This is a genomic window from Pseudomonas sp. R84 (assembly GCF_009834515.1).
Lineage (GTDB): Bacteria > Pseudomonadota > Gammaproteobacteria > Pseudomonadales > Pseudomonadaceae > Aquipseudomonas.
On the sequence record NZ_CP019426.1, the window covers coordinates 5,271,748 to 5,297,925 of the forward strand.

Here is a 26,178-nt window from a genome sequence, read left to right on the forward strand (position 1 = left end):
GTCAGTCAATAAATTTGCAACTGTTCCACCGCCATCGCGAGCAGGCTCACTCCTACAGGTGCTTTAACTTCGTACGGCTTGCCAGCGGTCGAGGCCGATGACCACCAAGCCAATCCCCACAAACCCCAGCAATATCCCCCCGGCATTGACCAGCACCTGTGGATAACCCAACACCGCCACATCAATGAACGGATACGCATACGCGCCAAGCAAATGCCCGCGCAGCAAGGCGTAAATGAAATACACCAGCGGATAAATCAGCCACACCGGCAGATGCCACCAGCGCAAGGTGCCCTTGGGCACGCACAACCACCAATAACCCAGAAACAGCAACGGCATCACGTCGTGCAGCAGTTCATCGGCAATAAATTGCCAACCTTCCGGGTGCCACAAATGCCGCAGCAAAATGCTGTAGGCCAGCCCGACCACAGCAATGCTCACGGTAATCCCGCTGCTGACCCACGGCTGTAAAAACCAGCGGCGTGGAGCTGATTCGCGAGCGGTCACGGCACAGGTCAGCACCGTCGCCACTAGCGTATTGGTCAAAATCGTGAAGTAACTGAAAAAGCTCACCAGCCCGCCCAACAGGCTGGCGCCGACGCTCAAGCGCGCGAAAAAAATCAGGTAAAGCTGAATGCCCAACCCCGCCCAGCCCAGTATGGCTGCGCAGGTGATCAGGCGACGACGCCAACAACCGGCGTCCATGTCAGAGCGGTCGCTTGGTGCGCATCAACTTCACGTATAAACGCTCGACCTTCTCCCGCGCCCACGGGGTTTTACGCAGGAACGTCAGGCTCGACTTGATGCTCGGATCGCTCTTGAAGCAGCGGATATCAATGCGCTCAGCCAGCCCCGACCATTCGTAATGGCTCACCAAGGCATTGAGGATCTGTTCGAGGGTGACGCCGTGCAGCGGATCGGGGGTTTGTTCGTTCATGCCAGGCCTTTGGGCGAAGTGAAAATGCAGAAGCCGCGCACCTTAGCCGAGGGGGTGTCCGGGTGGAAGGCCTACCTTCAAATGTAGGCCAACCTGAAAAGATCGCAGGCCGCGAACCGGCCGACAATGCGCCCGTTTGCCGCACTGTTACCGAATCCGAAACGCTGCATGTTCACAAAAGGCCTTTGTCTTTTTGTAACAGATCATTATCCTGCCGCCCTTCCGCTGAATCGCTTCACTGCCTGCGACTTATTGAAGCACTCAGCCCGCACCCCGACAACACCAAAAAAAGACTTAGCCATGCCCGATTTTTCCTTCTCCCGAGACAGCGCTATCTCAACCCTGCGCCTGATTGGCGGCTGCACCGCTCTCGGCCTCGCCACCAGCGTCCAAGCGGCGCCCGCGTTCGACAGTGAATCACCGTACATGCTCGGTGACTGGAACGGCACGCGCACCGAACTCTCGGAAAAAGGCTACGACTTCAAGCTCGATTACACCGGCGAAATGGGCAGCAACCTGCACGGTGGCTACGATCACGACCGCACCGCGCGTTACAGCGATCAGTTCGGCTTGGGCACGCACCTCGACCTGCAAAAGATCCTCGGCTGGGAAGACGCCGAGTTTCAACTGACCATCACCAAACGCAGCGGCAACAACATCAGCAACGACCGCATCAACGATCCGCGCGTTGGCGGCTTCACCTCGGCCCAGGAAGTCTGGGGCCGTGGCCAGACCACGCGCCTGACGCAGATGTGGTACCAGCAGAAATTCTTCGATCAGAAACTCGACATCAAGGTCGGACGCTTCGGCGAAGGCGAAGACTTCAACAGCTTCCCGTGCGACTTCCAGAACCTCGCGTTCTGCGGTTCGCAGGTCGGCAACTGGGTCGGCGGCATCTGGTACAACTGGCCGGTCAGCCAATGGGCGCTGCGCGTCAAATATCACCTGACCCCGGAGCTGTATGCACAGGTCGGCGCCTACGAGCAGAACCCGTCGAACCTCGATCGCGGCAATGGCTTCAAACTCAGCGGTAGCGGCACGCAGGGCGCGATCTTGCCGATCGAACTGGTGTGGACGCCGAAGCTCAACGGCCTGGCGGGCGAATACCGCGCTGGTTATTACTACAGCAATGCGAAGGCCAGCGACGTCTATAAAGACAGCCACGGCCAACCGGCGGCTCTCAGTGGCGAAGCCTATCGCAGCGCGTCGAGCAAACACGGCGTGTGGCTGGGTGTTCAGCAGCAGATCACCAGCATCGCCAGCGATAACTCGCGCGGCCTCAGCGTGTTCGCCAACGGCACCATGCACGACAAGAAAACCAACGCGATCGACAACTACGTGCAGGCCGGTATCACCTACAAAGGCCCGTTCGACGCGCGCGCCAAGGATGACATCGGTTTCGCCCTCGCCCGCGTGCACGTCAACCCGGCCTTCCGCAAAAACGCCGAAGCCAGTAACCGCGCCAACGCCGTTTACGACTATGACGATCCGTCGTTCCTGCCGCCGCAAGACACCGAATACAGCGCCGAGCTGTATTACGGCGTGCACGTGACCAACTGGCTGACCGTACGCCCGAACCTGCAATACATCCGCCACCCCGGTGGCGTGAACAACGTCGACGACGCCCTGATCGGCGGGATCAAGATCCAGTCCTCGTTCTAAAGCACACCACGGATCAAATGTAGGAGTGAGCCTGCTCGCGATAGCGGTAAGTCAGCCACCACAGATATTGCCTGACACACCGCCATCGCGAGCAGGCTCACTCCTACAGATAAATTTCGTTAGCTAGACAAGTTTTTATCTGAACCATGCCTGTGCCAAATCGTCATCTAAAGTGACTACAGCGCGGGACTACATAAAACGTCACGGAGAATCACACTATGAGCACCGAAAGTGCTTCGAGTCGGGGCCGTTTGCTACCGAGCCTGCTCGGCATTCTGCTTCTACTGATGGGCCTGGCCATGTTGGCCGGTGGGGTCAAGCTGAGCATGCTCGGCGGCTCGCTGTACTACCTGCTGGCCGGTATCGGCATTGCGCTGAGCGGCATCCTGCTGCTGATGCGCCGTCGCGCGGCGCTGGGCCTGTACGCCATCGTCTTGTTTGCCAGCACCGTTTGGGCGCTGTGGGAAGTCGGTCTGGACTGGTGGCAACTGGTGCCACGTCTGGCCCTGTGGTTCGTCCTCGGCTTCGTGATGTTGCTGCCGTGGTTCCGTCGTCCGCTGCTGCTTGACGGCCCGGCACCGATGGGCACTGGCGGTCTGACCGTCGCCGTGGTGCTGGCCGGCGTCACCGCTCTGGCCAGCCTGTTCACCCACCCGGGTGAAACCTTCGGTGAACTGGGCCGCGACACCGCGGACACCACCAGCACCGCGCCAGCCATGCCCGATGGCGACTGGCAGGCCTATGGCCGCACCGAGTTCGGTGACCGTTACTCGCCGCTGAAGCAGATCACCCCGGCCAACGTCGGCAAGCTGCAAGAAGCCTGGCGCATCCAGACCGGCGACCTGCCGACCGCTGATGACCCGGTTGAGCTGACCAACGAAAACACCCCGCTGAAAGCCAACGGCATGATCTACGCCTGCACCGCGCACAGCAAAGTGTTGGCCCTGGACCCGGACACCGGTAAAGAATTGTGGCGCTTCGACCCACAGATCAAGAGCCCGGTCGGCTTCAAAGGCTTCGCCCACATGACTTGCCGTGGCGTGTCGTACTACGACGAAGCCGCTTACGCGAAAACTGAAAACGCTGCCTCGGCGGTGATTTCCGAAGCCGGCAAAGCCGTTGCTCAGGCCTGCCCGCGTCGTCTGTACCTGCCAACCGCTGATGCTCGCCTGATCGCCCTGAACGCCGACACCGGCAAGATCTGCGAAGGCTTCGGCAACAAAGGCGTGGTTGACCTGACCCAAGGCATCGGCCCGTTCACCGCTGGTGGCTACTACTCCACCTCGCCAGCGGCGATTACCCGTGATCTGGTGATCATGGGCGGTCACGTCACCGACAACGAATCGACCAACGAGCCATCGGGCGTGATCCGCGCTTTCGACGTGCGCGACGGCCACCTCGTATGGAACTGGGACAGCGACAAGCCAGACGCCACCGAGCCTTTGGCACCGGGCGAAACCTACAGCCGCAACTCGGCGAACATGTGGTCGCTGGCCAGTGTCGACGAAAAACTCGGCATGGTTTACCTGCCACTGGGCAACCAGACCCCAGACCAGTGGGGCGCTGACCGCACCCCGGGCGCCGAGAAATTCAGCGCCGGTGTAGTTGCTCTGGACCTGGCCACCGGTAAAGTGCGCTGGAACTACCAGTTCACTCACCACGACCTGTGGGACATGGACGTTGGCAGCCAGCCAACCCTGCTCGACATGAAAACCGCCGACGGCGTGAAACCGGCGCTGATCGCCCCGACCAAACAGGGCAGCCTGTACGTCCTCGACCGTCGTGACGGCACGCCGATCATTCCGATCAAGGAAATCCCGGTCCCGCAAGGCGCCGTCAAAGGCGACCACACCGCACCGACCCAGGCCCGTTCGGACCTCAACCTGCTGGCCCCGGAACTGACCGAAAAAGCCATGTGGGGCGCGAGTCCGTTCGACCAGATGCTGTGCCGCATCCAGTTCAAAGAACTGCGTTACGAAGGCCAGTACACCCCGCCGTCGGAACAGGGCAGCCTGATCTACCCGGGTAACGTCGGCGTGTTCAACTGGGGCGGCGTTTCGGTCGACCCGGTTCGTCAGATCCTGTTCACCAGCCCGAACTACATGGCTTTCGTTTCGAAAATGGTGCCACGCGAGCAAGTCGCCGCCGGCAGCAAACGCGAAAGCGAAACCGCTGGCGTGCAACCGAACACCGGCGCGCCATACGCGGTGATCATGCACCCGTTCATGTCGCCATTCGGCGTACCGTGCCAGGCCCCGGCCTGGGGCTACGTCGCCGGTATCGACCTGACCACCAGCAAAGTCGTGTGGAAACGCAAAAACGGCACCAGCCGCGACAGCTCGCCAATCCCGATCGGCTTCACCCTCGGCGTGCCAAGCATGGGCGGCTCGATGGTCACGGCTGGCGGCGTCGGCTTCCTCAGCGGCACCCTCGACCAGTACCTGCGCGCGTACGACGTGAACAGCGGTAAAGAGCTGTGGAAATCGCGTCTGCCGGCTGGCGGCCAAGCGACGCCGATGACCTACACCGGTAAGGACGGCAAGCAATACGTGCTGCTGGTTGTCGGCGGTCACGGTTCGCTGGGCACCAAGATGGGTGACTACGTGATTGCGTACAAACTGCCGGAATAAGTTTTAGCGGCGGTAGAACAAAGGCGCCCCCCTGTGAAGGGTGGCGCCTTTTTACATAGAGGAGCGCCCAAAATGCTCCATCCACGGCAAAGCGTGTGGCATCAATGAAGCCTATCCTCTTTTGCCTTTGCTGTTAGCTATTTGAAAATCGATTGACTGTTGTACATCCGCCAACGATTTAAACAGACCGCCAGATTGCCCACCGGAGTAGACAATCTGGAAACGGTCGCCTGAGTTGGCAGGATCATGTTCCAGAATGGTCCAGCCTCGGTAGTTCGTCGTAATAGGGTAACTCATGACTTATCTCCTTGATTTTGTGCGTACTTCCCTAGCGGGAGAAATCGCCCTGCCAATGTCGTTTAACATTGCAGAAACCGTCAACTGTCAGAGTTGACAGGTATTCAATACGCATTCGAGATAAAGATTAATCCGATGCGGAGTATTAACGACTTTGTAAAGAGCGACCCCGGTAGATTCACCTCAGCCTCCAAAACCAAATGGCATTAGCCCGATAAATATTCGGTAAAAACAAACTAAAAACCTGTCAACTATGACAGTACCCCCCATAGTAAAAAAAGATAACCATGCAGTCGTGTGAATAGCACCTCTCGCCAGGCGAGTAGCTGCGCACCTCCTGATGCTTGGTTCCGGGAGTTCAGGAGTTCCCATAAATATTCAAGGAATCCCCCCATGAGCAATCCAGAAAACAGGCGCGCTGCGCTCTTGTTAGCCATCTTAGCGTTGGGCGCTTCAACGCTTGTTAAAGCCGAAGTACTTATAGTAAAGGAAACAAATTGCAATACAGCGCTGAGACAGCTAGAGGCTATCGGAGTTACACCTAGCGAATACAGTTGCGCAGCAAATTCGAAGAAGAAAATGTACTGGCGAGCCTATGCACCAGGGGAGCTATTTAATAAAACCCGTGAGATTTGCGACGCAAATGGACCATACACATCAACTACCTATGAGGTTTCTGAAATCGTTGCGTGTAACTACTACAATCCAGCGAACATGGGAAAATAATTGCACTACGGCGTATTTGAACAAACGATCCGGTGGGTGATGATGCCGGCGCGGTTGGGTACTAAATAATCTGCTAAAAATGGCGAATTTCCTTTACGAGCGAGCTATGCGAGCGAGTGCGGTCTGGCATTCAACATCTGTGTTTACTGACAGGGCCCCATCGCTAGCAGGCTAGCTCCCACAGGTTGAAAAGTGTTTGTCTGTGGGAAATGTGCTGGTCCTACAGACGTTGAAAGTGGCGCGGAGTTTTCCGACAAGTCGCGTCGGTTGTGTCTCGGAAATCGGCTGGATAGGCTCTGGGGGTCGCTGCAAATTCAGCGATGGGGCGTCGCGGCCCGATAACTGATGCATAATCGCCAACCTGAAGGCACCTCGGTGCCCGTTGTTTGTGTCATGGCGGCTGTGCGCGGGATACCTTCGTTGGGGGTATGCCGATTTCTCAGTTATCGGTCCGCGAACCCGCGTACAGCTGCCACCTCAGATTGCGTCGCGGCAATCGAAGGCAGCTCCACTTTCACCAACTGAGTATTCACCATGAAAAAGCCAACACCCAATCCCCCCGAAACCAACGACACCTCGCCCTACGAATCCCCCGATTCCAAGAAATTCCACGAAGCCGCCGAACGCGCCCTCGACCACTACCTCAAACCCAACGCCTTGACCCTGCGTTTCCACAAACCCAGCACCATGTTCCAGGTCGCCCCCGAACAGGACAGCGAAAGCCTGCTGGTCCACGCCTGCGAATCCCTAGCCCAGGCCAGCCTGATGACAAGCGACATCGCCGCCTACATCGACCTGCCGCAACGACGGACGATTCTGGCGATTCAGCAGATCATCATGCTCGCCGAACTGGCCGTAAACCGCGTGCTGGATAACCACGAAATCCCGCAATCTCCAACACACAGCTAACCCCCTGTGGGAGCGAGCCTGCTCGCGAAGGCGTCAGCCCATTCAGCCGTTTGAGTGACTGACACAGTGCTTTCGCGAGCAGGTCTGGGGGGTGACGAAATCGAACACATCGAAAAATCACTCCCCCCATACATAGATACCACCCGTCCCCCACTGCCGCTCGCCATGCTGCCCGCTCACCCTCAGCATGAAAAAGCGCCCATGAACCCCGCCACAGCTCCCACGTCCGAAGAGATCAAAAACGATCTCAACGCGATCGGCCATCACCTGTTTGATACACCAACCCCATTGCTTCCCGAGCAGCCACCGACCACCGAACAGGCCTTTCTGAAACGCCTCGACCAGCAATTGAACACCTACCGAACAAGCTACCTGCAACGCAGCCGCGCGCTGTATCAGGCGTTGGATAACAGCGATCTGCAAAGCGATGCAGGCAAACAGCTGATCGCCACGCTGAAAGTCAGACTGGCCACCCAACTGATCAACATGGATCAGAGCGACCGGATCGACGACAAGCCAGCTAAAACCTTTCTTAAACATGACGCCGGCTTCACCGCCATCGGCCACGAAGCCAGGCAGGCTGTCACCGACCGCCTGTTGCACCCGCAAGCCGGTGAACTGCTGCAAAAGCTCGATTTGGCCCCGATGCTGCGTCCGGCCATGTACGCGCTGCAGTTCAACTATCAAGACACCACCGTTGAGCTGGCCGGCGCCTTTGTTGTCACGGAAAAGAACACTCGCCGAGTCAAGGACTTGCAGACCGACCAGAGCATGGGGTTCGCCCTGCTGTTCACCCCCGCAAGAGGCATCGAGTTCTTCAACTCCCTGGCTGATCTCGACAGTCACCTGCGTACATCGCTGAACCGGGCCAGCGGTCGCGAGGCGTTCATGTCCATGCTGCCGACACGCTTTCACGCCGTGGGCGCAGCAGGGATCTGGCCGCTGCTGCTCGCGCCGATCGACAGCACACCCTTGTTCGAACACACCTACGACGCGCTGATCGAAAAACGCACGCAGGATATCGAGCGCGCCTTGAGCTTCGCCGATAACCCGCAGCAAGACCCCAAGCCATTGCTTACAGCGCTGGAGCGCGCAATTGCTGCCGCCCTGCCGGATATCACGCCGCGTCTGGCATTACGCGCGCAAACCTTGTTCGAACGCCACCTGCGCTATAGCGCGCCGGACTGGTTTCGAAGCGCCAGCACCGCGCAAAAAGACGCGCTGGCGCAGCATCTAGGCAATTACCAGCAGGCGCGGCAACACCTGCTCGACCTGATGGAGCCGGTCTTCAGCCTGACGGCACTGGCCCGCCAGCAATGGCTGGAACGCTTGAGCGAAGACCTGGAAATCGACGATCTAGAGCCGGAAAAGTTAAACCTTTCGACCGATCGTCGAGTGCCGGGCTACGGCGTTTATGTGCATCAATCCAGTCTGCTCGAGCTGTCCTTGCGCGGCCCGCACACCGGCGATGAGTTACCGGGTTCGGCGTTTTTGAAGCACACCACCCTCACCTACGATGACGCGCCTTTGCCGCCAGCCTACGTTGACGTGACGCCGGCATGGCTGATCAAGCAAGCCGTGGAGCTACAGCCTCGAATTGACTTCAATCATTTGCAAAAAGCGCTACAGACCAAGCCCGCGATCAAACCCGCCATCAGGCAGATGCTCGATCAACGTATCGTCGCCCTCGCTCACACGGCGGTGCTGCAAGGGCACCTGCTCGACAGTGATCTGCAACTGATTCAGCGTCTGCGCGACGGCAGCGATCCGCGCCTGCGCGCCGCCACCCTGTCGCTGCACGGCGCCCAGTTGCAGGACTTGTGGGTACTGCGCCAGAACGATGACGGCGGTGCGCTCAAACGGCTGTTGCTGTGCACGCCACAGGCGCCGCGAGCGCAACAATTCCAGGCCTTCGACAGTGAGCGCGAATGCCAGACCCACCTGCTCGGCTGGGCCAGGCACAGTGATGTCGCCGAGAGCATGGCCGGCTACCTGATCAGCCGCGCGCCCATGCGCTTTCGCGCGAAGCTGCGCCACGTGTTGGCTGGGCTGAGCTTCAAGCCTGAGGCGCTGGAGCATCAAAAGGTCACGTTCGATTACACCGACAGTCATGCCGATTGCCTGCGTACGATGGCTGAACTTTTGCTGGCCAAACGGATAGACGACTACGATTTCTGTACACCGCTGTGGTATCGCGCCACCACTGCCGCCAACCGCAGGAAGCTGACGACCCTGAGCGAAGACGCCGAAGGCGCCTTGCGTGCGTTCAACAGCCACGCCTTGTCGGGCAGTCGCTTTGCGGTCTTTGATGACTATGTGCACGAACAAGCAAAAATCAGCTTGAACCGCTTGCTCAGGCGCACCACCAACGATGTCGATCCGGATACCGTGTGGGCTTACTCGCCGACCTCCCTCGTGCGCTCGTGGACGCCAAAACCTTTGACCTACACAGCGCTTTATCGCGACGGCTACGCCGACGGCATCGGTTTTCTCGATGAGAAATTTTCCCGCTCGGCGCGCTTCAGAGGGCCGCAGGGTATCGATATCAGCAACCTGAGTGCACAGAATGTCGCGCGCTCGGTTACCGGTGTGTGGATCGGCCAGCGCTACATCACCAAGGTCAAGGCTGAACTGCAAAGTTCGACGAGCGAAGGTTACGACTTCAGACGCAACGCGACCCTGGCCATTACCCAGCGCCAGATGAAAAGCGCCGCGCTGGAATGCCAGCTGCAAGGCCATATCGCCAGCCATGATCTGCAATGGCTGGAGCAAAGTATCGACAGTATGGCTGAGACGTCCGGGTCGATGCGCACGAAATATCCGCTCCAGCGGTTGATGATCGACGGCGAATGGGTGCTCGATGCGTGGCTGTTCAGCCATGGCGACAACCCGGCCCTGCTTTACACCCCCGAGGCGCCCGACGGCGTCGCTTTTCGCGAAGCGCGGTTGTTCAATTACCTGCTTCAACAGCAGTCCGGCATGCTCGAATATTTGACCTTGCGCGTCGGCGTCAGCGCTCGGACCCGGGTTCGCACGCACCTTGAAAACATCAGGAAAGGGCTGCCCAAAGACCTCAATAAAACCACACCCAGCCCTGCACGTTACGACTCGACCCGCGCAGTCGCGGCGGTCAGTGATCTGCGCACGGCCCTTTACGACATGAAACTGCAACGGCGCATCGACGACGTTAACGCCACCACCACCAACCGGGCCGAGATGATTGCCAGTCTGGTCTGGACCAGTGTCGAATGGATCAGCGCCATTGCCACTGCGCCATTCCCGCTGCTGAGCTTGAGCACCGGTCTGCTCCTGGCGTTCAAGGACGCCATGCTCGCCCTGCACGCGTACCGCCAGGGTGACCACGGCGAAGCTTTCCAGCATTTGCTCGGTTATTTGTTCAACAGTGCCGGCGCGGTGCTGACCGACCTGCGTCCGGCGCTGCGTTCGCTCAAGCCGGCGCGCCGGCCTTTGCGTCAGAGCATCGCCAGTGCCAGTGCCAGCAGCGAACAACAGAGTGTCATGACCGTGATCGATCAAGTGGCGCCCAAACCGGAATGGGATGACATGCGCGTGGTGGTTTTCAGAAATCAGCTGTTCTTTACCGCGAACAGTCCTGACGCACTCGGGCGTTATTTGCTCTATCGGAGCAAGCCGGATTCCCCCGACCTTGTTTCTACCGGCATCCTGACCGTGCGCAACGCCGACGGGATGATGGTACGCAGCGGCATGGCCGGCGGCGCGCCCAAGTACCAAGCCGTGCCGGAGACACCCGGCCCCTACAAGGTATATGGCGTGGAGCGCAAATACCGGCAACGCATCGAAACGGTGATGAATCCGCAAACCCGCGAGGACATCCTCATGCGCGGGCAGGACGATATAGCCAACAGTCCCTACCTGATAATTGCCGGCGTAGTCGATGAACTCGCCTCGACACGCACCGCCTACCTGAAGCAGGTCGAAAAGCTCAGCACAGACGCCACCGCGCATTTCGCCGAACTTGCCCCGCTACCAGCCCGCGCCGAAGTCCCGACAGTCAGCGACGACCTGTCATTTGCCCGGCTGATCGCCAGCGACGCCGTCAAAGGGAAAAATCTGGTGATCGGCGCCCTGCCCGCTTCGATCGCTAGCAAAAAACTGCTGATCGATCATCTGGACGACCTCGTCAAAAACGGCTTCAAGCGACTTTACGTGGAATATCTGGCAGGAGATGTCTTCAATATCAAGCTGGAAAAAATGAACAAGGGCGGAACCTGGAGACACATCAAAACCCATCTTGAAGCCGTCGACCGTGCGCTGGGCCATGAGAAAAACGCGCCATTCTCTTATCTGGCACTGGTGCGTACAGCGCGCGAAAAGGGTCTGAAAATCCATGCGCTGGATGCTTCGACCAGCTACCAACTGGAAGGAGCGATGGTACTCAACGACGTCTCGCCATTAACCCCACGCAGTAACCGCATCAGGAATTTCTATTCACACAAGACGCTGGCTGCCGATAGCGCCGATGCGCCCGAGGAACGCTGGGTGGTCCTCACCGAACAATCACGCATGAGCACTTTCGACAAGACTCCCGGCCTGGCCGACCTGCACGCGGCCGTTGCCGTGCGCGTGGAAGATGTCGCACTCGATCAACCGGCACGCATCGCCCTCGATTCGGCCGGTGCCATTGCCGGGGATACGGCCGCCAGGGGCGATTATCGGGTGCAATGGCCGACGGCGTACAGGGCGCCTCAGCCCGTCTCCCGGCCCGCACCGATTGCCCCTGCTGTCGAGCATTTCAGCGAATACGATATCGCGCCCTCCATGCGCGATGATATTGCGCAAATGCTGCATCAGCCCTACGCCATGGATTCAAGCTACACCCCGACCGTACCGCGTGAAAAACGGGCGTTCGAGGCGTTCATCGCCAACCGCGGGCGCCTGGAGAAAAAGGCCAGTGATGCTTTTGCTCACTACACGCCCCCCGAAGCGGCCACGCTCCCGACGCTCACCTCCGACACAACGTTCGAGGAGTTTTTGCGGCTGCTGGCCGACGGACGCTTGAACCTGCTGATCGGCGAGGCCCATTCCCACATAGCGAGCAAAGCGCTGCTGAAAAAGCACATGAAAGCGCTTAAGCAAGCCGGCTATGACACGCTATACGTGGAACATCTGTTCACCGATTTGCACCAGGCCGATCTGGATATTTTCTATCGGACACAGCGCATGCCGGACCGACTGAAGGCTTATCTAAGCGTCCAGGACCGTGGCCACCTGCCCACCTACGACGGTAACGATACGTACACAGAGGTCTGTCAGGCGGCGGCCAAATACAACATCCGTATCAGGGCACTCGATTGCACCGCGTCTTACCACCTCAAGGGTGTGTACGACGAAGATATCTCGCGAAACGAGATGTTCAGCTATTTTGCCACCCAAGTGATCGAAGCCGACCAACTGGCACACGGACCGCATAAATGGGTAGCCCTTATCGGCAACGCCCACACCAACTACAACCTGGGTGTGCCGGGTCTGGCGGATACCCTCTCGGCGGTCAGTCTCCAGGTACGCGACACTGCTCAGGAACTGGCCAGAGATATCCACCGCGGGGCGTGGGAAGTGGTGGACAGCAAACGCGGCACCAATAGCCGGGCCTTGCGCAGCGATTTCCTGATGGAAGTGGCCGTCGCCGGAACGAAGCAGCCGGACCCGACGCCGTCTGTCAGCCGCACCCAATTAACCCATTCCGGGATGTTCATGATCGAACGTACGGGCACGGACGGGCCCCGACTGGTGCATAAATCCAAGACCGGCGACATCGTTGTGACACCGATCCAGGTCAATGACCACGGCTTGTTTTTCATTGATCGCTGGGGGAAGAAAGATGAGGGTTTCAAATACCTGCAGAGCTTGATCGATATGCTGGTCGATGATGTGAAATTGACCGAGGTGAAATAAACATCAGCCGTCACCTGCGCATTGCCAACAACACAGCCGAAAAGCCCCTCACCCTAACCCTCTCCCGGAGGGAGAGGGGACTGACCGAGGTGTTTGGCAGAAGTACGCCGACGTGCAATACCGCGTTGAACTCAAGTTCCGAATCAGATCAAAAGCCCCTCACCCTAACCCTCTCCCGGAGGGAGAGGGGACTGACCGAGGTGTTTGGCAGAAGTACGCCGACGTGCAATGCCGCGTTGAACTCAAGTTCCGAATCAGATCAAAAGCCCCTCACCCTAGCCCTCTCCCAGAGGGAGAGGGGACTGACCGAGGTGTTTGGGAGAGGTACACCGACGTGAAATACCGAGTCGGACTCAGATTCTGAATCAGATCAAAAGCCCCTCACCCTAGCCCTCTCCCGGAGGGAGAGGGGACTGACCGTGGTGTTTGATAGTGTTACGCCGACGTGAAATACCGAGCCGGACTCAGATTCTGAATCAGATCAAAAGCCCCTCACTAGCCCTCTCCCAGAGGGAGGGGGGACTGACCGAGGTGTTTGGCAGAGCTACGCCGAGGTGCGATACCGAGTTGAACTCAGACTTTGAAAAACACACAAATCGGCCCCCTCTCCCTCGGGAGAGGGCTGGGGTGAGGGGCGAATCCAACACCGAACAAAAGCGGACCGCATGCTCTTCACCACTCAACAGGATGAGCGTTAGCTCGGCTGCAGCTCTTGATTTTGATCCACGGGCGACGTCGGAAGGCTGAGCGGAGGGATTGATCCGGGCGTGGGAGCGCAGCGACCGTTTGGCGAAGCCAAACACAGCGAGAGGAGGTGCAGCGAAGCAAACCGGAGGCGCTGCGCCCGGATCGATCCCGCAGCGAAGGAACCCCGATCCCCAGCGAGCGGGCCGCACGTAGGAGCAAGCGTTTTTTTGCTTACTTTTTTGAGGCGTTTGTCAAAAAAGTGAGTCGCCGTCAGGGCGAAACCCTAAGCCGCCATTACCGAAAAAACGGATATACACACCCAACACACCCCCAACATGGTCGGCCCAGAGGCCGCCAAGTCCAAAGCGTGAACCCTGTCAAAACCCTGAACACACAAGCAGAAACATCCCCCCCATTGAAACCACCCAAACCCTGCCCCATCTAAGACCCATATCCCATTGCGCAGGTGCCCCATGAGCGACCAGCAAGAATTCCCGGAAAACCCCGACGACTACAGCCAAGCCGAAAACATCGAACACACCTCCTCCGGCAAAGGCCTCGCCCTGCCCGGCCAGAACCTGCCGGACAAGGTCTACATCATCCCGATCCACAACCGCCCGTTCTTCCCGGCCCAAGTCCTGCCGGTCATCGTCAACGAAGAACCCTGGGCCGAAACCCTCGAACTGGTCAGCAAATCCGAACACCACTCCCTGGCCCTGTTCTTCATGGACACGCCCCAGGAAGACCCGCGCCACTTCGACACCGGCGCCCTCCCCGAATACGGCACCCTGGTCAAAGTCCACCACGCCAGCCGCGAGAACGGCAAACTGCAATTCGTTGCTCAAGGCCTGAGCCGCGTACGCATCAAAACCTGGCTCAAACACCACCGCCCACCGTATCTGGTCGAAGTCGAATACCCGCACCAGCCCACCGAACCGACCGACGAGGTCAAGGCCTACGGCATGGCGCTGATCAACGCGATCAAGGAACTGCTGCCGCTCAACCCGCTGTACAGCGAAGAGCTGAAGAACTACCTCAACCGCTTCAGCCCCAACGATCCGTCGCCACTGACCGACTTCGCCGCCGCCCTGACCTCCGCCACCGGCCCCGAGCTGCAAGGCGTGCTCGACTGCGTGCCGATGCTCAAGCGCATGGAAAAAGTCCTGCCGATGCTGCGCAAGGAAGTCGAAGTCGCGCGTCTGCAAAAAGAAATCTCGGCGGAAGTTAACCGCAAGATCGGCGAGCATCAGCGCGAATTCTTCCTCAAGGAACAACTCAAGGTCATCCAGCAGGAACTCGGTCTGACCAAGGACGACCGCAGCGCCGACCTCGAACAGTTCGAACAACGCCTGGAGGGCAAAGTCCTGCCGGCGCAGGTGCAGAAGCGCCTCGAAGAAGAAATGAACAAGCTGTCGATCCTCGAGACCGGTTCGCCGGAATACGCGGTGACCCGCAACTACCTCGACTGGGCGACCTCGGTGCCATGGGGCGTCTACGGCGACGACAAACTCGACCTCAAGCACGCGCGCAAAGTCCTCGACAAACACCATGCGGGCCTCGACGACATCAAGGATCGCATCCTCGAATTCCTCGCCGTCGGTGCTTATAAAGGTGAGATCAGCGGCTCCATCGTGCTGCTGGTCGGCCCGCCGGGCGTGGGTAAAACCAGTGTCGGCAAATCCATCGCCGAATCCCTCGGCCGGCCGTTCTACCGCTTCAGCCTCGGCGGCATGCGCGACGAAGCCGAGATCAAGGGCCACCGCCGCACCTACATCGGCGCGCAGCCGGGCAAACTGGTGCAGGCGTTGAAAGACGTCGAAGTGATGAACCCGGTGATCATGCTCGACGAGATCGACAAGATGGGCCAGAGCTACCAGGGCGACCCGGCCTCGGCGCTGCTGGAAACCCTCGACCCGGAACAGAACGTCGAATTCCTCGATCACTACCTCGACCTGCGCATGGACCTGTCGAAAGTCCTGTTCGTCTGCACCGCCAACACCCTCGACTCGATTCCGGGCCCGTTGCTCGACCGCATGGAAGTGATTCGCCTGTCGGGCTACATCACCGAAGAAAAAGTTGCCATCGCCAAGCGTCACCTGTGGCCAAAACTGCTGGAAAAGGCCGGCGTGTCCAAGGGCAGCCTGAGCATCAGCGACAGCGCGCTCAAAGCCTTGATCGACGGTTATGCCCGTGAAGCCGGCGTGCGCCAGCTGGAAAAGCAAATGGGCAAACTGGTGCGCAAAGCGGTGATGAAGCTGATCGACGAGCCGAAAGCGGTGATCAAACTCGGGCCGAAAGATCTCGAAGCGTCACTGGGTCATCCGGTGTTCCGCAACGAACAAGTGCTGTCTGGTACTGGCGTGATTACCGGTCTGGCCTGGACCAGCATGGGCGGCGCGACTTTGCCGATCGAAGCGACGCGGATCCACACACTCAATCGCGGTTTCAAACTCACCGGGCAACTCGGTGACGTGATGAAGGAATCGGCGGAGATCGCCTACAGCTACGTCAGCTCGCACCTGAAACAATTCGGCGGCGACGCGAAGTTCTTCGACGAAGCCTTCGTCCACCTGCACGTACCGGAAGGCGCGACACCCAAGGACGGTCCGAGCGCCGGCGTGACCATGGCCAGCGCCCTGCTCTCGCTCGCGCGTAATCAGCCACCGAAAAAAGGCGTGGCGATGACCGGCGAACTGACCCTGACCGGGCATGTGCTGCCGATTGGCGGGGTGCGCGAGAAGGTGATTGCGGCAAGACGGCAGAAGATTTTTGAGCTGATTTTGCCGGAGCCGAACCGGGGTAACTTTGAGGAATTGCCGGATTATCTGAAGGAAGGGATTACCGTGCACTTCGCGAAGAAGTTTGCGGATGTGGCGAAGATCCTGTTCTGACAGACAGCCCCTCATCGGAACGCCGCCCGCCCAGCCCTCTCCCTGAGGGAGAGGGAGCCGACCGAGTTGTCTTGCGCTATACATCGACCTGAAACACCGAGTCGATTATGGATTCAATGATCTATTTCAGGTCGGTGGACTTCTGGAATATCCCCCGCTCAGCCCTCTCCCCCTGGGAGAGGGCTAGGGTGAGGGCTTGGTGTTGTCACACTTTGTCTCATCTTCAGTTATGCTCGCCGTTCGTCGCCAACGCCGGAGCCGCTGACCTTATGTCCCCCACTCGCCTGTTTCTCCCCCTCGCCCTCTCGTTGCTTGCCGCTTGCGCCACGCAACCGAAACACAACGTGACCGTGGAAAAACAAAGCGAATGCCCGGTGCGGCTGACCAACGGGCAAAACCTCATCATCATGCTGCCAAGCAACCCGACCACCGGTTATCGCTGGGCCATTCAGGACTCGGCTGGCGGCGTGCTGCGTGCACTCAGCCCCGAGGTCTACAGCAATCCGGAAGATGCCGGTGTGGTCGGTGCTGCGGGTTTGTCGACCTGGCGTTTCCAGGCATTCGCCCCCGGCACCGGACGTCTGCGTCTGACCTCGCAACAGCCATGGGCACCGGAAGTGTTGCCGGTGGAAACCTTTGACTGCGCCATTTCGGTGAACTGATCGTGGGCTGGCTGATTCTGGCGCTGATGGGCGCGGTGACGTTTCTCTACGGCGTCAGCACCCATGCGGCGCTGCTGTGCTTGCTGGTGAAGCCGCTGCCGGTGCTGGCGCTGCTCGGCTGGCTACATGATGCGCCGCCCAGCGACTATCGGCGCTGGATCAGTCTTGGTCTGATTTTCTCGTTGCTGGGTGATGTGTTGCTCGCTTGGCCGGGGGATTTGTTTGTATTCGGACTTGGCGCGTTTCTGGTCGCGCATCTGGCGTATCTGAAGGCATATCTGAGTGACTGCAAGCGTCTGGCAATTCTGCCGCTGGTGCTTGCACTCGGTGTCGGCGCGGTGTTGCTGGGGATGCTCATTTCCAGCGGGCTTGGGCCGTTGCTGGCGCCGGTGATTGTCTACGGCACTGCGATCAGCGCAATGCTCTGGCGCGCCCTCGCTCGCCTCGGCACCGATGTGCCGAAACGTTCGGCGCTACTGGCGGCGGGTGGTGCGCTGGCGTTTGTGTTCTCAGACAGCGTGATTGGTATCGACCGTTTCGTCGCCCCTTTCCACGCCGCACCTTACGTCATCATCCTCAGCTACTGGCTTGGCCAATGGGGCATCGCCGCCTCGGCGTTCTCTCAAAGTAAACGCGCCAGCCTTTAAAAGATCGCAGCCTGCGGCAGCTCCTACAGAAAACCGCATTCCCCTGTAGGAGCTGCCGCAGGCTGCGATCTTTTGATTTGCCGCTTTATCAGACAACCCAAGCATCCCGACGCCACTTTGGCTAAAATGCCGGCCTTTCCACCGACACCGCCGGAACCGCCGTGAGCAAAGAACCCGATCGCATTTTCGCCAAGCCTTTGGCCCAGGTACCTGACTTCGCCTTCAACGAAGACGTCGTGCGGGTGTTCCCGGACATGATCAAGCGCTCGGTGCCGGGTTACCCGACCATCGTCGAAAACCTCGGCGTGCTCGCCGCGCAGTTCGCCCAGCCGAACAGCGTGCTCTACGACCTCGGCTCATCGCTGGGCGCGGTCACTCAAGCCCTGCGCCGCCACGTGCGTACCGACGGTTGCCGGGTGATCGCTGTGGATAACTCTGCAGCGATGGTCGAGCGCTGTCGCGAATACCTCAACGGTCAGGATTCGATGTTCCAAGAGTTGCTGCCGGTGGAAGTCATCGAAGGCGACATCCTCGCCCTCGACTTTCAACCTGCTTCGGTGGTGGCGCTGAACTTCACCCTGCAATTCATCGCCCCCGATCAGCGCACCGCGTTGCTCTCGCGCATTCGCCAATCGTTGCTGCCCGGCGGCGCGCTGATTCTGTCGGAGAAGCTGCGCTTCAACGATGCCGAAGAACACGCATTGCTGACTGATCTGCACGTCGCCTTCAAACGCGCCAACGGCTACAGCGAACTGGAAATCGCCCAGAAGCGCAGCGCCATCGAAAACGTCATGAAGCCCGACAGCCTCGAAGAACACCGCGAACGCCTGCTGGCCGCCGGGTTCTCGAAAGTCGTGCCGTGGTTCCAGTGTCTTAACTTTGCCTCGTTGATTGCCTTGCCATGATTGATCTGTCCCCCCTCGCCCGCCGTCTGGCCGGCACACCGCTGGCCGAATGGGCTAACACCCTGCAAGCGCAACTCGACAAGAAAATGGAGAAAGGTCACGGCGATCTGGAGCGCTGGCAAAGTGCGCTGGATGCCTTGCCGAAGATTCAGCCGAGCGAAATCGATCTGCTCAACGGTCTGAAACTCGACACCGATTGCGACGACGAAACCCGCGCGCAGATGCACACCGCGTTGATGGGCCTGTCGCCGTGGCGCAAAGGGCCGTTCGACTTGTTTGGTGTGCACGTCGACACCGAATGGCGTTCGGACTGGAAGTGGTCGCGTGTCTCTCCGCACCTCGACTTGAAGGGTAAACGCATCCTCGATGTCGGTTGCGGCAACGGGTATTACATGTGGCGCATGCTCGGTGCCGGCGCGAACAGTGTGATCGGTGTTGACCCGAACTGGCTGTTCTTCTGCCAGTTCCAGGCGGTGCAGCGTTATCTGTCAGAACCGAATGCCTGGCACCTGCCCTTTCCGTTCGAAGACCTGCCGCCGAATCTGGAAGGTTTCGACACGGTGTTTTCCATGGGTGTGTTCTATCACCGCCGCTCACCGATCGAACATTTGCTGGCGCTGAAGGATTGCCTGGTCAAGGGCGGCGAACTGGTTCTGGAAACGCTGGTGGTGGAAGGCGACAAACATCAGGTACTGGTGCCGGAAGACCGTTATGCGCAAATGCGTAACGTGTGGTTCCTGCCGTCGGTGCCGGCGCTGGAGTTGTGGTTGCGTCGTGCCGGGTTCACTGATGTGAAGTGTGTGGATGTGAGCACGACAACGGTCGAAGAACAGCGTGGTACCGAGTGGATGAAGTATCAGTCGCTGAGTGATTTCCTTGATCCGGAAGATCACAGCAAAACGATTGAAGGATTGCCGGCACCGATGCGCGCGGTGATTGTCGCGAAGAAGTAATCCGACCAATCACCGAGGAGAGCCCCCCCCTCACCCCAGCCCTCTCCCCAAGGAGAGGGGGCCGATCTTTGGGCTTTTCTAAACTTGAGTTCGACTCGGTATCTCAGGTCGGCGGACCTCGCCCATCCAATTCGGTCAGTCCCCTCTCCCTACGGGCGGTCCGACGTTTCGGGAGGGTTAGGGTGAGGGGCTTTTTGCTCTTCGGGCGCGAAAGAATTCGGTCAACACCGCGCCACATTCCTCCGCCAACACCCCGCCTTCATACAACACCCTGTGATTCAAAAATCCCTGGGTGAAAAACTGTCCCTGACTCTGCACAATCCCCGCCTTCGGCTCTAGCGCGCCATACACCACCCGCGCCACCCGCGAATGCACGATCAAACCGGCGCACATGCTGCACGGTTCCAGCGTCACATACAGCGTGCTGCCCGGCAGCCGATAGTTATCCACTGCCTGCGCGGCCGCACGAATGGCGACCATTTCCGCATGGGCACTCGGGTCGCTGGTGCTGATTGGGCAGTTGAAACCGCGCCCGATGATCTCGCCGTCCTGCACCAGCACCGCGCCCACCGGCACTTCACCCAGCGCGGCGCCTTGTGCGGCGAGGGTCAGGGCTTCACGCATGAAGTCACGGTCTCGGCTGCGGTCGATGATCGCGGCAGGGCGAATCTGGCGCATCACTTCACCTCGATGGCGGCCATCAGGCCGGTTTCCATGTGATCGATCACGTGGCAGTGGAACATCCACACCCCCGGATTATCGGCCACCAGCGCCACTTGCGCGCGCTCGTTCTTGCCCAGCAGATAGGTGTCGGTGAAATACGGAATGATCTTGTGCCGGTTCGACGCGATCACCTTGAAACTCATGCCGTGCAGGTGGATCGGGTGCTGATATTGGGTCATGTTCTTCAATTCGAAGATATAACTCTGCCCCAGTTTCAGGCTGGCGATCGGCCGGTCGGCGCAAGTCTTGTCGGTGATGTCCCAGGCCTTGCCGTTGATCTGCCACAGGCTCGGCGGCCGGCCATTGTCGACGTTGACCGACACCGAGCCGACCCATTCGAAATTGAAGTTGAGTTTCTCGGCGTTGGCCAGGTCCGGCTCAGCCACCGGGTTGGCCGGTAGCGCTTTCGGCCAGTCGGTCGGCGCCTCGTTATTGGCCACCGAACGCAGGGTGCCGAGACGTACCGGGCCATTGCGCAGCGACAACTCTTCGCCGGCCGCCGGAGCCTTGATCGCCAGACAGATACGCATGCCCGGGCCCAGCCAGTATTCCTTGCCCAACGGGCGCGGCTCGACCGGATTGCCGTCCAGCGCATAGATCTGCGCTTCGACGCCGGGAATGTTGATGCGGTAAGTCAACGTGTTGTCGAGGTTGAGCAAGCGCACCCGGGTGATCTGCCCGGCCGGCAGTTCGATCACCGGGTTCGGCACGCCGTTGATGGTCGACAACCGCCCCGCCGTACCGCCACGAGCCGCTTCACGGGGAATACTGAACTCGACGAAATTGCCTTCCTCATCGATGTGCCAGTTTTTCAGGCTCAAGGTTTTTTCGTACTTGAAACCGGTGGGCTCGCGCTCTTCGATGATCAGCGGCCCGACCAACCCGCGCCCGAGTTCTTCGCTGCTGCTGACGTGCGGGTGATACCAATAGCTGCCGGCATCCGGCACGCGGAATTTGTAATCGAAGTATTCACCAGGCAACACCGGCAGTTGCGAGACGTACGGCACGCCGTCCATTTCCAGCGGCAGACGAATGCCGTGCCAGTGAATGGTCGTCGCCACCGGCAGGTGGTTGATGAAGCGCACCCGCAGCCATTCACCCTGACGCACTCGCAACTCGGTGCCCGGCGCCGACGGACCAAATGCCCAGGCTTCGGTCTTGTGCCCCGGCACCAGCTCGACGTCGAGCGGTGCGGCGATCAGCTCATAGTCGTGGCCCGCCTCGGCGTCGGCCATTTTTCCCAGCCAATACCGCGACGCGCCCCCCGCACCGACACCAACGACAACAAGACCGGCCAGGCCACCGAGGATTTGGCGACGGGTAAAGGACATGAACTCAACTACCTCACGTATCAGCGACAGGCCCTGAAGGCCTGCAAAAGGCGAATACGATACACCTGCGGTTGAGAAACAGTAAGGGCGACCTGAGGCCGCACATCACCTGCCGACTTAAGATCGCAGCCCGGTAATCAGGTGCACCACACCGCCCTCCAAGGGCATCACGCCCGCGACACCGGCGGCGCTCAATGCGTGTTGGTCGATATGCGACACATCACGCAACACCACCCGCACCCGCGTCAACGCCAGCGGCTGCTGCGACTTCAGGTTATCCACCCCCCCCAGCGCCGCGACGATATCGGCGCTCAACCCATCGCTCGGCTCGGCCGCAGCTGTCGGTGTGTCCACGACCAGATCCGGGGTCAGGGCTTTCCAGAATGCCTTCTGCAATTGATCGAACATGTTCAGTTCTCCAGAGCCCGTAAAGTATCGACGGTTGCCTCGTGAAACAGCTGCAACGCCTCGCGCACTTGCCCGGCACTTTCCAGACCGAGCACCTGTTGCGCGATGATCTGACAATCCGCCAGCGCCAGTTCGCGCACTGCTGCCTTGACCGGGGCGATCATCGGCACGCTCACCGACAACTCATCCACGCCCAACCCCAGCAACAGCGGCACCGCCAGACGTTCAGAGGCCATCGCCCCGCACACACCGACCCATTTGCCATGGGTGTGCGCAGCCTTCACAGTCATGGCGATCAGACGCAATACCGAGGGATGAAAACTGTCCGCCTGACTGGCCAGACGCGGATGATCGCGATCCATCGCCAAGGTGTATTGCGTCAGGTCGTTGGTACCGATCGAGAAGAAATCCACCAGCGGCGCAAACAGATCCGCCATCAGCGCCGCCGCCGGCACTTCGATCATGATTCCCAGCTTCGGTCGTTGCGTTAGCCCTAACGCAAGGATTTCCTCGTCGAGCATCTGCCGTGCCAGACGCAGCTCCGAGAGTTGCGTGACCATCGGCAACATGATGTGCAAACGCGTCAGCTCGCCGCAGCCGAGCATGGCGCGGAACTGTTCACGCAATAACTGCGGGCGCTCCAGACACAAACGAATGCCGCGCACGCCGAGGAACGGGTTGGTTTCGCTGTCCATCGGCACATAGGCCAGCGGTTTGTCGCCGCCGACATCAAGGGTGCGCACCACCAGATTGTGCGCAGGTCCCACGCAGCGGGCGATGGCGCTGTAAGTAGCGACCTGTTCGTCATGGCTCGGCGCGTGATTGCGCCCCAGATAGAGAAATTCCGAACGCAGCAGACCGACGCCCGCGCCTCCCAAAGCCATGGCCTGCTCGGTTTCAGCCAATGAGGCGACGTTGGCCGACACCTCGACGTGATGCCCGTCACGGGTTCGCGCGGCGAGGGTCGCGTTGGCCAGTTCATGCTCATGGCGTTGGCGCTGTTGCGCGTGGCGCGCCTGCCATTGTTTGATCGCCGACGGGTCCGGATGCACATGCAGTTCGCCCTTGTCGGCCTCAAGCAGTACTTGAGTGCCATTGCTCAGCGCGAGCATTTGCACCTGCACCCCGCAGATCGATGGCAGACCACAGGCGCGGGCAAGAATCGCCACGTGGCTGGTCGCGCCGCCCCCGACCGTAGCGAAACCCAGTACCTTGCTGGTATCGATGCCGGCGGTCTGCGAAGGCGTCAGTTGATCGGCAATCAGAATGCACCCTTGCGGCAGCTCCAGCACCTGATCACCAATCCCTAGAAGCAGCTTGAGCACGCGGCGCCCGACATCGGTCAGGTCCGCCGCCCGTTCGGCCAGCAGTGCACTGCCGAGTTGGCGAAACATGATCGCGGTTTCTTCAGTGGCGGCGCGCCAGGCGAAGGCCGCGCTTTTGCCCTCGTCGATCAACACTTGCGCCTGATCGAGCAGACCCGGATCTTCGAGCAGTTCCTGATGGGCCTTGAAGATCTCGGCTTCGGCTTCACCAGCAGCGGTATCACGCAGATGCTGCAAGGCCAGATCGGCTTCGATCAGGGCATTGGCGAGGGCTGCACACTCGACCTCTGCTCCGCCGCCGAACTCGCTGACGTCGAAGACCGGCTCGCTGATCTGCAGCACTTGGCCCAACGCCGAACCGGGTGACGCGCAGATGCCCCGCAGCAGCGTCAGCGTCTCGGTGGCGACGACATCGACAGGCGCCACCGACGTCACCGTTTCACCGCAGCCCTCGGTCAGTAACCGGGTCAGCGTATTGATTGCCGCGTCAGCGTCATCGCCCACCGCACTGAGCCGCACGCTATCGCCAAAAGCAGTTTGCAACGCCATGATCGCCACCAGCGATTTGGCGTTGGCTTGAGCCTGCTGCTTATGCAGGTAAATCTTTGCCGTGAAGCCCTTCGCCGCTTGCGCGAACACCGCCGCCGGGCGCGCGTGCAAACCATTGGGATTGGGCAGTTTCAATGGTTGCGAGAAAACAACCTGCCCCTCTGACGCCCCGGCTTCCTCGCTGAGTGCCTGCGTGCTGGCTATTTCAAGCAACGGCTGACCGCTTTCGACCTGTCCGCTCGACGCGACGAGCCAGGTAAACGGCTCACCGCTGACCACCAGCATCAACGTCATCAGGCTGCGCGCATGTCGGGCAATGTAATCGGCGTTGAACTCGATCAGGGCCTGCCCGGCAGCAACCCGTTGCCCCTCTTCGACCAGACGGGTGAAACCTTGCCCGGCGAGGTTCACCGTATCCAGGCCGATGTGCATCAATACCTGCACGCCGTTGTCATCAGTGATGCTCACGGCATGCCCGCTGGCCTGGACGTTGCTAATGACCCCGGCCAAGGGTGCACACAGCGTCGACGAGGTCGGGTCGATGCATAGACCATCGCCGATCACGCGTCCGGAAAATACCGGATCGGGCACTTGCTCAAGCGCCATCAGGACACCGGACAAGGGAGCCAGCAGTTGCAAGGGTTGGGGTGTGGCCATGACGTCACCTGCAGTTTTATTCTTTGAAGTGCCGATGGAGCGCGACGCGCCATCAGCATCGCTTATTTCCACCAGTATTCGACCTGCAATCCGACATTCGCGCCGTGGCGGGCATTACCGAAGGCGCCGGTATCGGACAACGCAGAACCTTTCGCCAGTTGGTTGGCCGCACGCTTGGCAGCCTCGTTCCAGGTGGCGTACGTGTAATACAAACGCACCTCGGGACGCGCCCAGAACTCCGGCCCTTTGGGCGACCAGGTCGGGGCAAACGTGAACTTGCTCAGCTTGCGCGTGCCGCCCGGCGCTTCGACTTGATCGTGACCCAGTTCGCTCACCAGTTTGAAGTGTTCGCTGAGCGCGTAGGCAGGCCGTACCCCCAACGAGATCCAGTTCTGATCGGCACCGTCCGGGCGAATGTCTTTCTGATACACCGCCGCGATTTGTCCGCCAAAACGCGGGGTCACCTGCCAGTCGAAAAACTCGACGATCCGGTAACTCTTGTTGCCGTCATCCAGTTTGACGTTGCCGGTATAACCCAGCCCGGTGCCCGGCCCTTCACCGTATTGCAGGGCCAGTTTGTTCTTGCCGCCGAGAAAATCCTTTTGCACATGTTGCGTGGTGATTGCCCAGCCTCGGTGGGCATCGCGGCTGTCGGGTTTGTCGATATAACTCAAGCCGAACTCCAGCTCACCGCCCGGGTTGGTCTTGAAACCGGCCACGTTGAAGTCGTGCCGATTGATGTAGTCCTTCTGGTACAGGTTGTCCTTGCGCGAGAAGGCATAGCTGTATTTCAGGTCGCCGATCAGCACGTCTTCAACCCCGCCTCCCGTGGCGCTCTGGTTCCAGTAATAGAAGTCGGAAATGTGAATGTCATTGCGCTTGTAGTAACGGCGCCCCGCCCACAGCGAACCGCCATTGAGCGCAGGCACCGCCGACCACTGTGCGTAGGCCTGCGGCAAGCGTATCGAACCATTGTCTTCTTTGAAGGTGGGGCTGCGGTCGTAGCGGTTATACAGTGAGGCCATGCCATCGACGCTCAGGACCGAACCGTCGTCGAGGGTGTACAGATCCTGACGCAACTCCAGCTCTCCGTACTGCTCGCATTCATTACCCAAACGATATTTCGTTTGCGCACCGGGTAACTGGAAGCACGACTGACCGCTGCTGTTGACCGACGTACCGACACCACTACGCAAGTAACCGCCGAACTCCAGCGCTTGTGAATTCGGCGGTAAGGCCAGGCAAAAACCTGCGACTGCAAGGCTGCGATTTATTGTTGTTTTCATAAGCCACCCCATTGTTTTTATTGTCTGGTTGCATGAATTCGGCGCGCAGAAATCCCCCG

At 59.6% G+C, this 26,178-nt stretch carries 18 protein-coding genes; 10 read left to right on the forward strand and 8 right to left on the reverse strand.

Going from position 1 to position 26,178, the window contains the following annotated elements:
* Window positions 1-63 precede the first annotated feature (63 nt).
* Window positions 64-705 carry a Pr6Pr family membrane protein gene (locus PspR84_RS23245; RefSeq protein WP_160059288.1) on the reverse strand — a complete coding sequence of 214 codons (642 nt, stop codon included), beginning with the start codon at window positions 703-705 and terminating at the stop codon, window positions 64-66.
* 1 nt (window position 706) lies between these two features.
* Entirely contained in the window at window positions 707-937 is a 231-nt protein-coding gene (locus PspR84_RS23250; RefSeq protein ID WP_007916799.1) for a VF530 family protein, read from the reverse strand.
* 300 nt (window positions 938-1,237) lie between these two features.
* Between PspR84_RS23250 and PspR84_RS23255 the strand changes: the two genes are divergently transcribed.
* Together PspR84_RS23255 and PspR84_RS23260 are read left to right on the forward strand one after the other, a co-directional pair.
* Window positions 1,238-2,599: a carbohydrate porin gene (locus PspR84_RS23255; protein ID WP_160059289.1), complete on the forward strand. Its 1,362-nt coding sequence runs from the start codon at window positions 1,238-1,240 to the stop codon at window positions 2,597-2,599.
* A 218-nt stretch (window positions 2,600-2,817) separates the two neighbouring features.
* Window positions 2,818-5,229, forward strand: a complete 2,412-nt coding sequence (locus PspR84_RS23260) for a glucose/quinate/shikimate family membrane-bound PQQ-dependent dehydrogenase (protein ID WP_160059290.1) — start codon at window positions 2,818-2,820, stop codon at window positions 5,227-5,229.
* Window positions 5,230-5,340: 111 nt separating this feature from the next.
* Here PspR84_RS23260 and PspR84_RS23265 read toward each other — a convergent pair whose 3' ends face one another.
* The gene (locus PspR84_RS23265; RefSeq protein ID WP_160059291.1) at window positions 5,341-5,526 is read right to left on the reverse strand and encodes a hypothetical protein; all 186 of its coding nucleotides are present in this window, start codon (window positions 5,524-5,526) and stop codon (window positions 5,341-5,343) included.
* Between the two features lie 393 nt (window positions 5,527-5,919).
* Between PspR84_RS23265 and PspR84_RS23270 the strand changes: the two genes are divergently transcribed.
* The 8 genes from PspR84_RS23270 (at window position 5,920) to cmoB (ending at window position 19,840) form a co-directional block, all read left to right on the forward strand.
* Complete coding sequence (locus tag PspR84_RS23270; protein ID WP_160059292.1) at window positions 5,920-6,252, forward strand: hypothetical protein; 333 nt, start codon at window positions 5,920-5,922, stop codon at window positions 6,250-6,252.
* Window positions 6,253-6,786: 534 nt separating this feature from the next.
* Window positions 6,787-7,161, forward strand: a complete 375-nt coding sequence (locus PspR84_RS23275) for a DUF6124 family protein (protein ID WP_077574401.1) — start codon at window positions 6,787-6,789, stop codon at window positions 7,159-7,161.
* A gap of 201 nt (window positions 7,162-7,362) precedes the next feature.
* Entirely contained in the window at window positions 7,363-13,095 is a 5,733-nt protein-coding gene (locus PspR84_RS23280) for a membrane-targeted effector domain-containing toxin (RefSeq protein WP_160059293.1), read from the forward strand.
* A 1,160-nt stretch (window positions 13,096-14,255) separates the two neighbouring features.
* Entirely contained in the window at window positions 14,256-16,673 is a 2,418-nt protein-coding gene (lon, locus tag PspR84_RS23285; protein WP_160059294.1) for an endopeptidase La, read from the forward strand.
* A 269-nt stretch (window positions 16,674-16,942) separates the two neighbouring features.
* The gene (locus PspR84_RS23290) at window positions 16,943-17,335 is read left to right on the forward strand and encodes a protease inhibitor I42 family protein (protein WP_007916811.1); all 393 of its coding nucleotides are present in this window, start codon (window positions 16,943-16,945) and stop codon (window positions 17,333-17,335) included.
* 2 nt (window positions 17,336-17,337) lie between these two features.
* Complete coding sequence (locus tag PspR84_RS23295) at window positions 17,338-17,982, forward strand: lysoplasmalogenase (RefSeq protein WP_174244478.1); 645 nt, start codon at window positions 17,338-17,340, stop codon at window positions 17,980-17,982.
* 161 nt (window positions 17,983-18,143) lie between these two features.
* Entirely contained in the window at window positions 18,144-18,887 is a 744-nt protein-coding gene (gene cmoA / locus PspR84_RS23300) for a carboxy-S-adenosyl-L-methionine synthase CmoA (RefSeq protein WP_007916813.1), read from the forward strand.
* Window positions 18,884-19,840 (forward strand): tRNA 5-methoxyuridine(34)/uridine 5-oxyacetic acid(34) synthase CmoB, encoded by a 957-nt coding sequence (cmoB, locus tag PspR84_RS23305; RefSeq protein ID WP_160059295.1) that lies wholly within the window; start codon window positions 18,884-18,886, stop codon window positions 19,838-19,840. The genes cmoA and cmoB overlap by 4 nt, the downstream gene beginning before the upstream one ends.
* A gap of 177 nt (window positions 19,841-20,017) precedes the next feature.
* Here cmoB and tadA read toward each other — a convergent pair whose 3' ends face one another.
* The 5 genes from tadA to PspR84_RS23330 all read right to left on the reverse strand — a co-directional run bounded on the left by tadA (window position 20,018) and on the right by PspR84_RS23330 (window position 26,119).
* Window positions 20,018-20,518, reverse strand: a complete 501-nt coding sequence (gene tadA / locus PspR84_RS23310) for a tRNA adenosine(34) deaminase TadA (protein WP_034156281.1) — start codon at window positions 20,516-20,518, stop codon at window positions 20,018-20,020.
* Complete coding sequence (locus tag PspR84_RS23315) at window positions 20,518-21,894, reverse strand: multicopper oxidase family protein (RefSeq protein WP_160059296.1); 1,377 nt, start codon at window positions 21,892-21,894, stop codon at window positions 20,518-20,520. Before PspR84_RS23315 ends, tadA begins: the two co-directional genes overlap by 1 nt.
* Before the next feature lie 117 nt (window positions 21,895-22,011).
* Entirely contained in the window at window positions 22,012-22,302 is a 291-nt protein-coding gene (locus PspR84_RS23320) for a PTS transporter subunit EIIB (protein WP_160059297.1), read from the reverse strand.
* A gap of 2 nt (window positions 22,303-22,304) precedes the next feature.
* Window positions 22,305-24,833, reverse strand: coding sequence for a phosphoenolpyruvate--protein phosphotransferase (gene ptsP / locus PspR84_RS23325; RefSeq protein ID WP_160059298.1), 2,529 nt, complete (start codon window positions 24,831-24,833; stop codon window positions 22,305-22,307).
* 62 nt (window positions 24,834-24,895) lie between these two features.
* Complete coding sequence (locus tag PspR84_RS23330) at window positions 24,896-26,119, reverse strand: carbohydrate porin (RefSeq protein WP_160059299.1); 1,224 nt, start codon at window positions 26,117-26,119, stop codon at window positions 24,896-24,898.
* Window positions 26,120-26,178 lie beyond the last annotated feature (59 nt).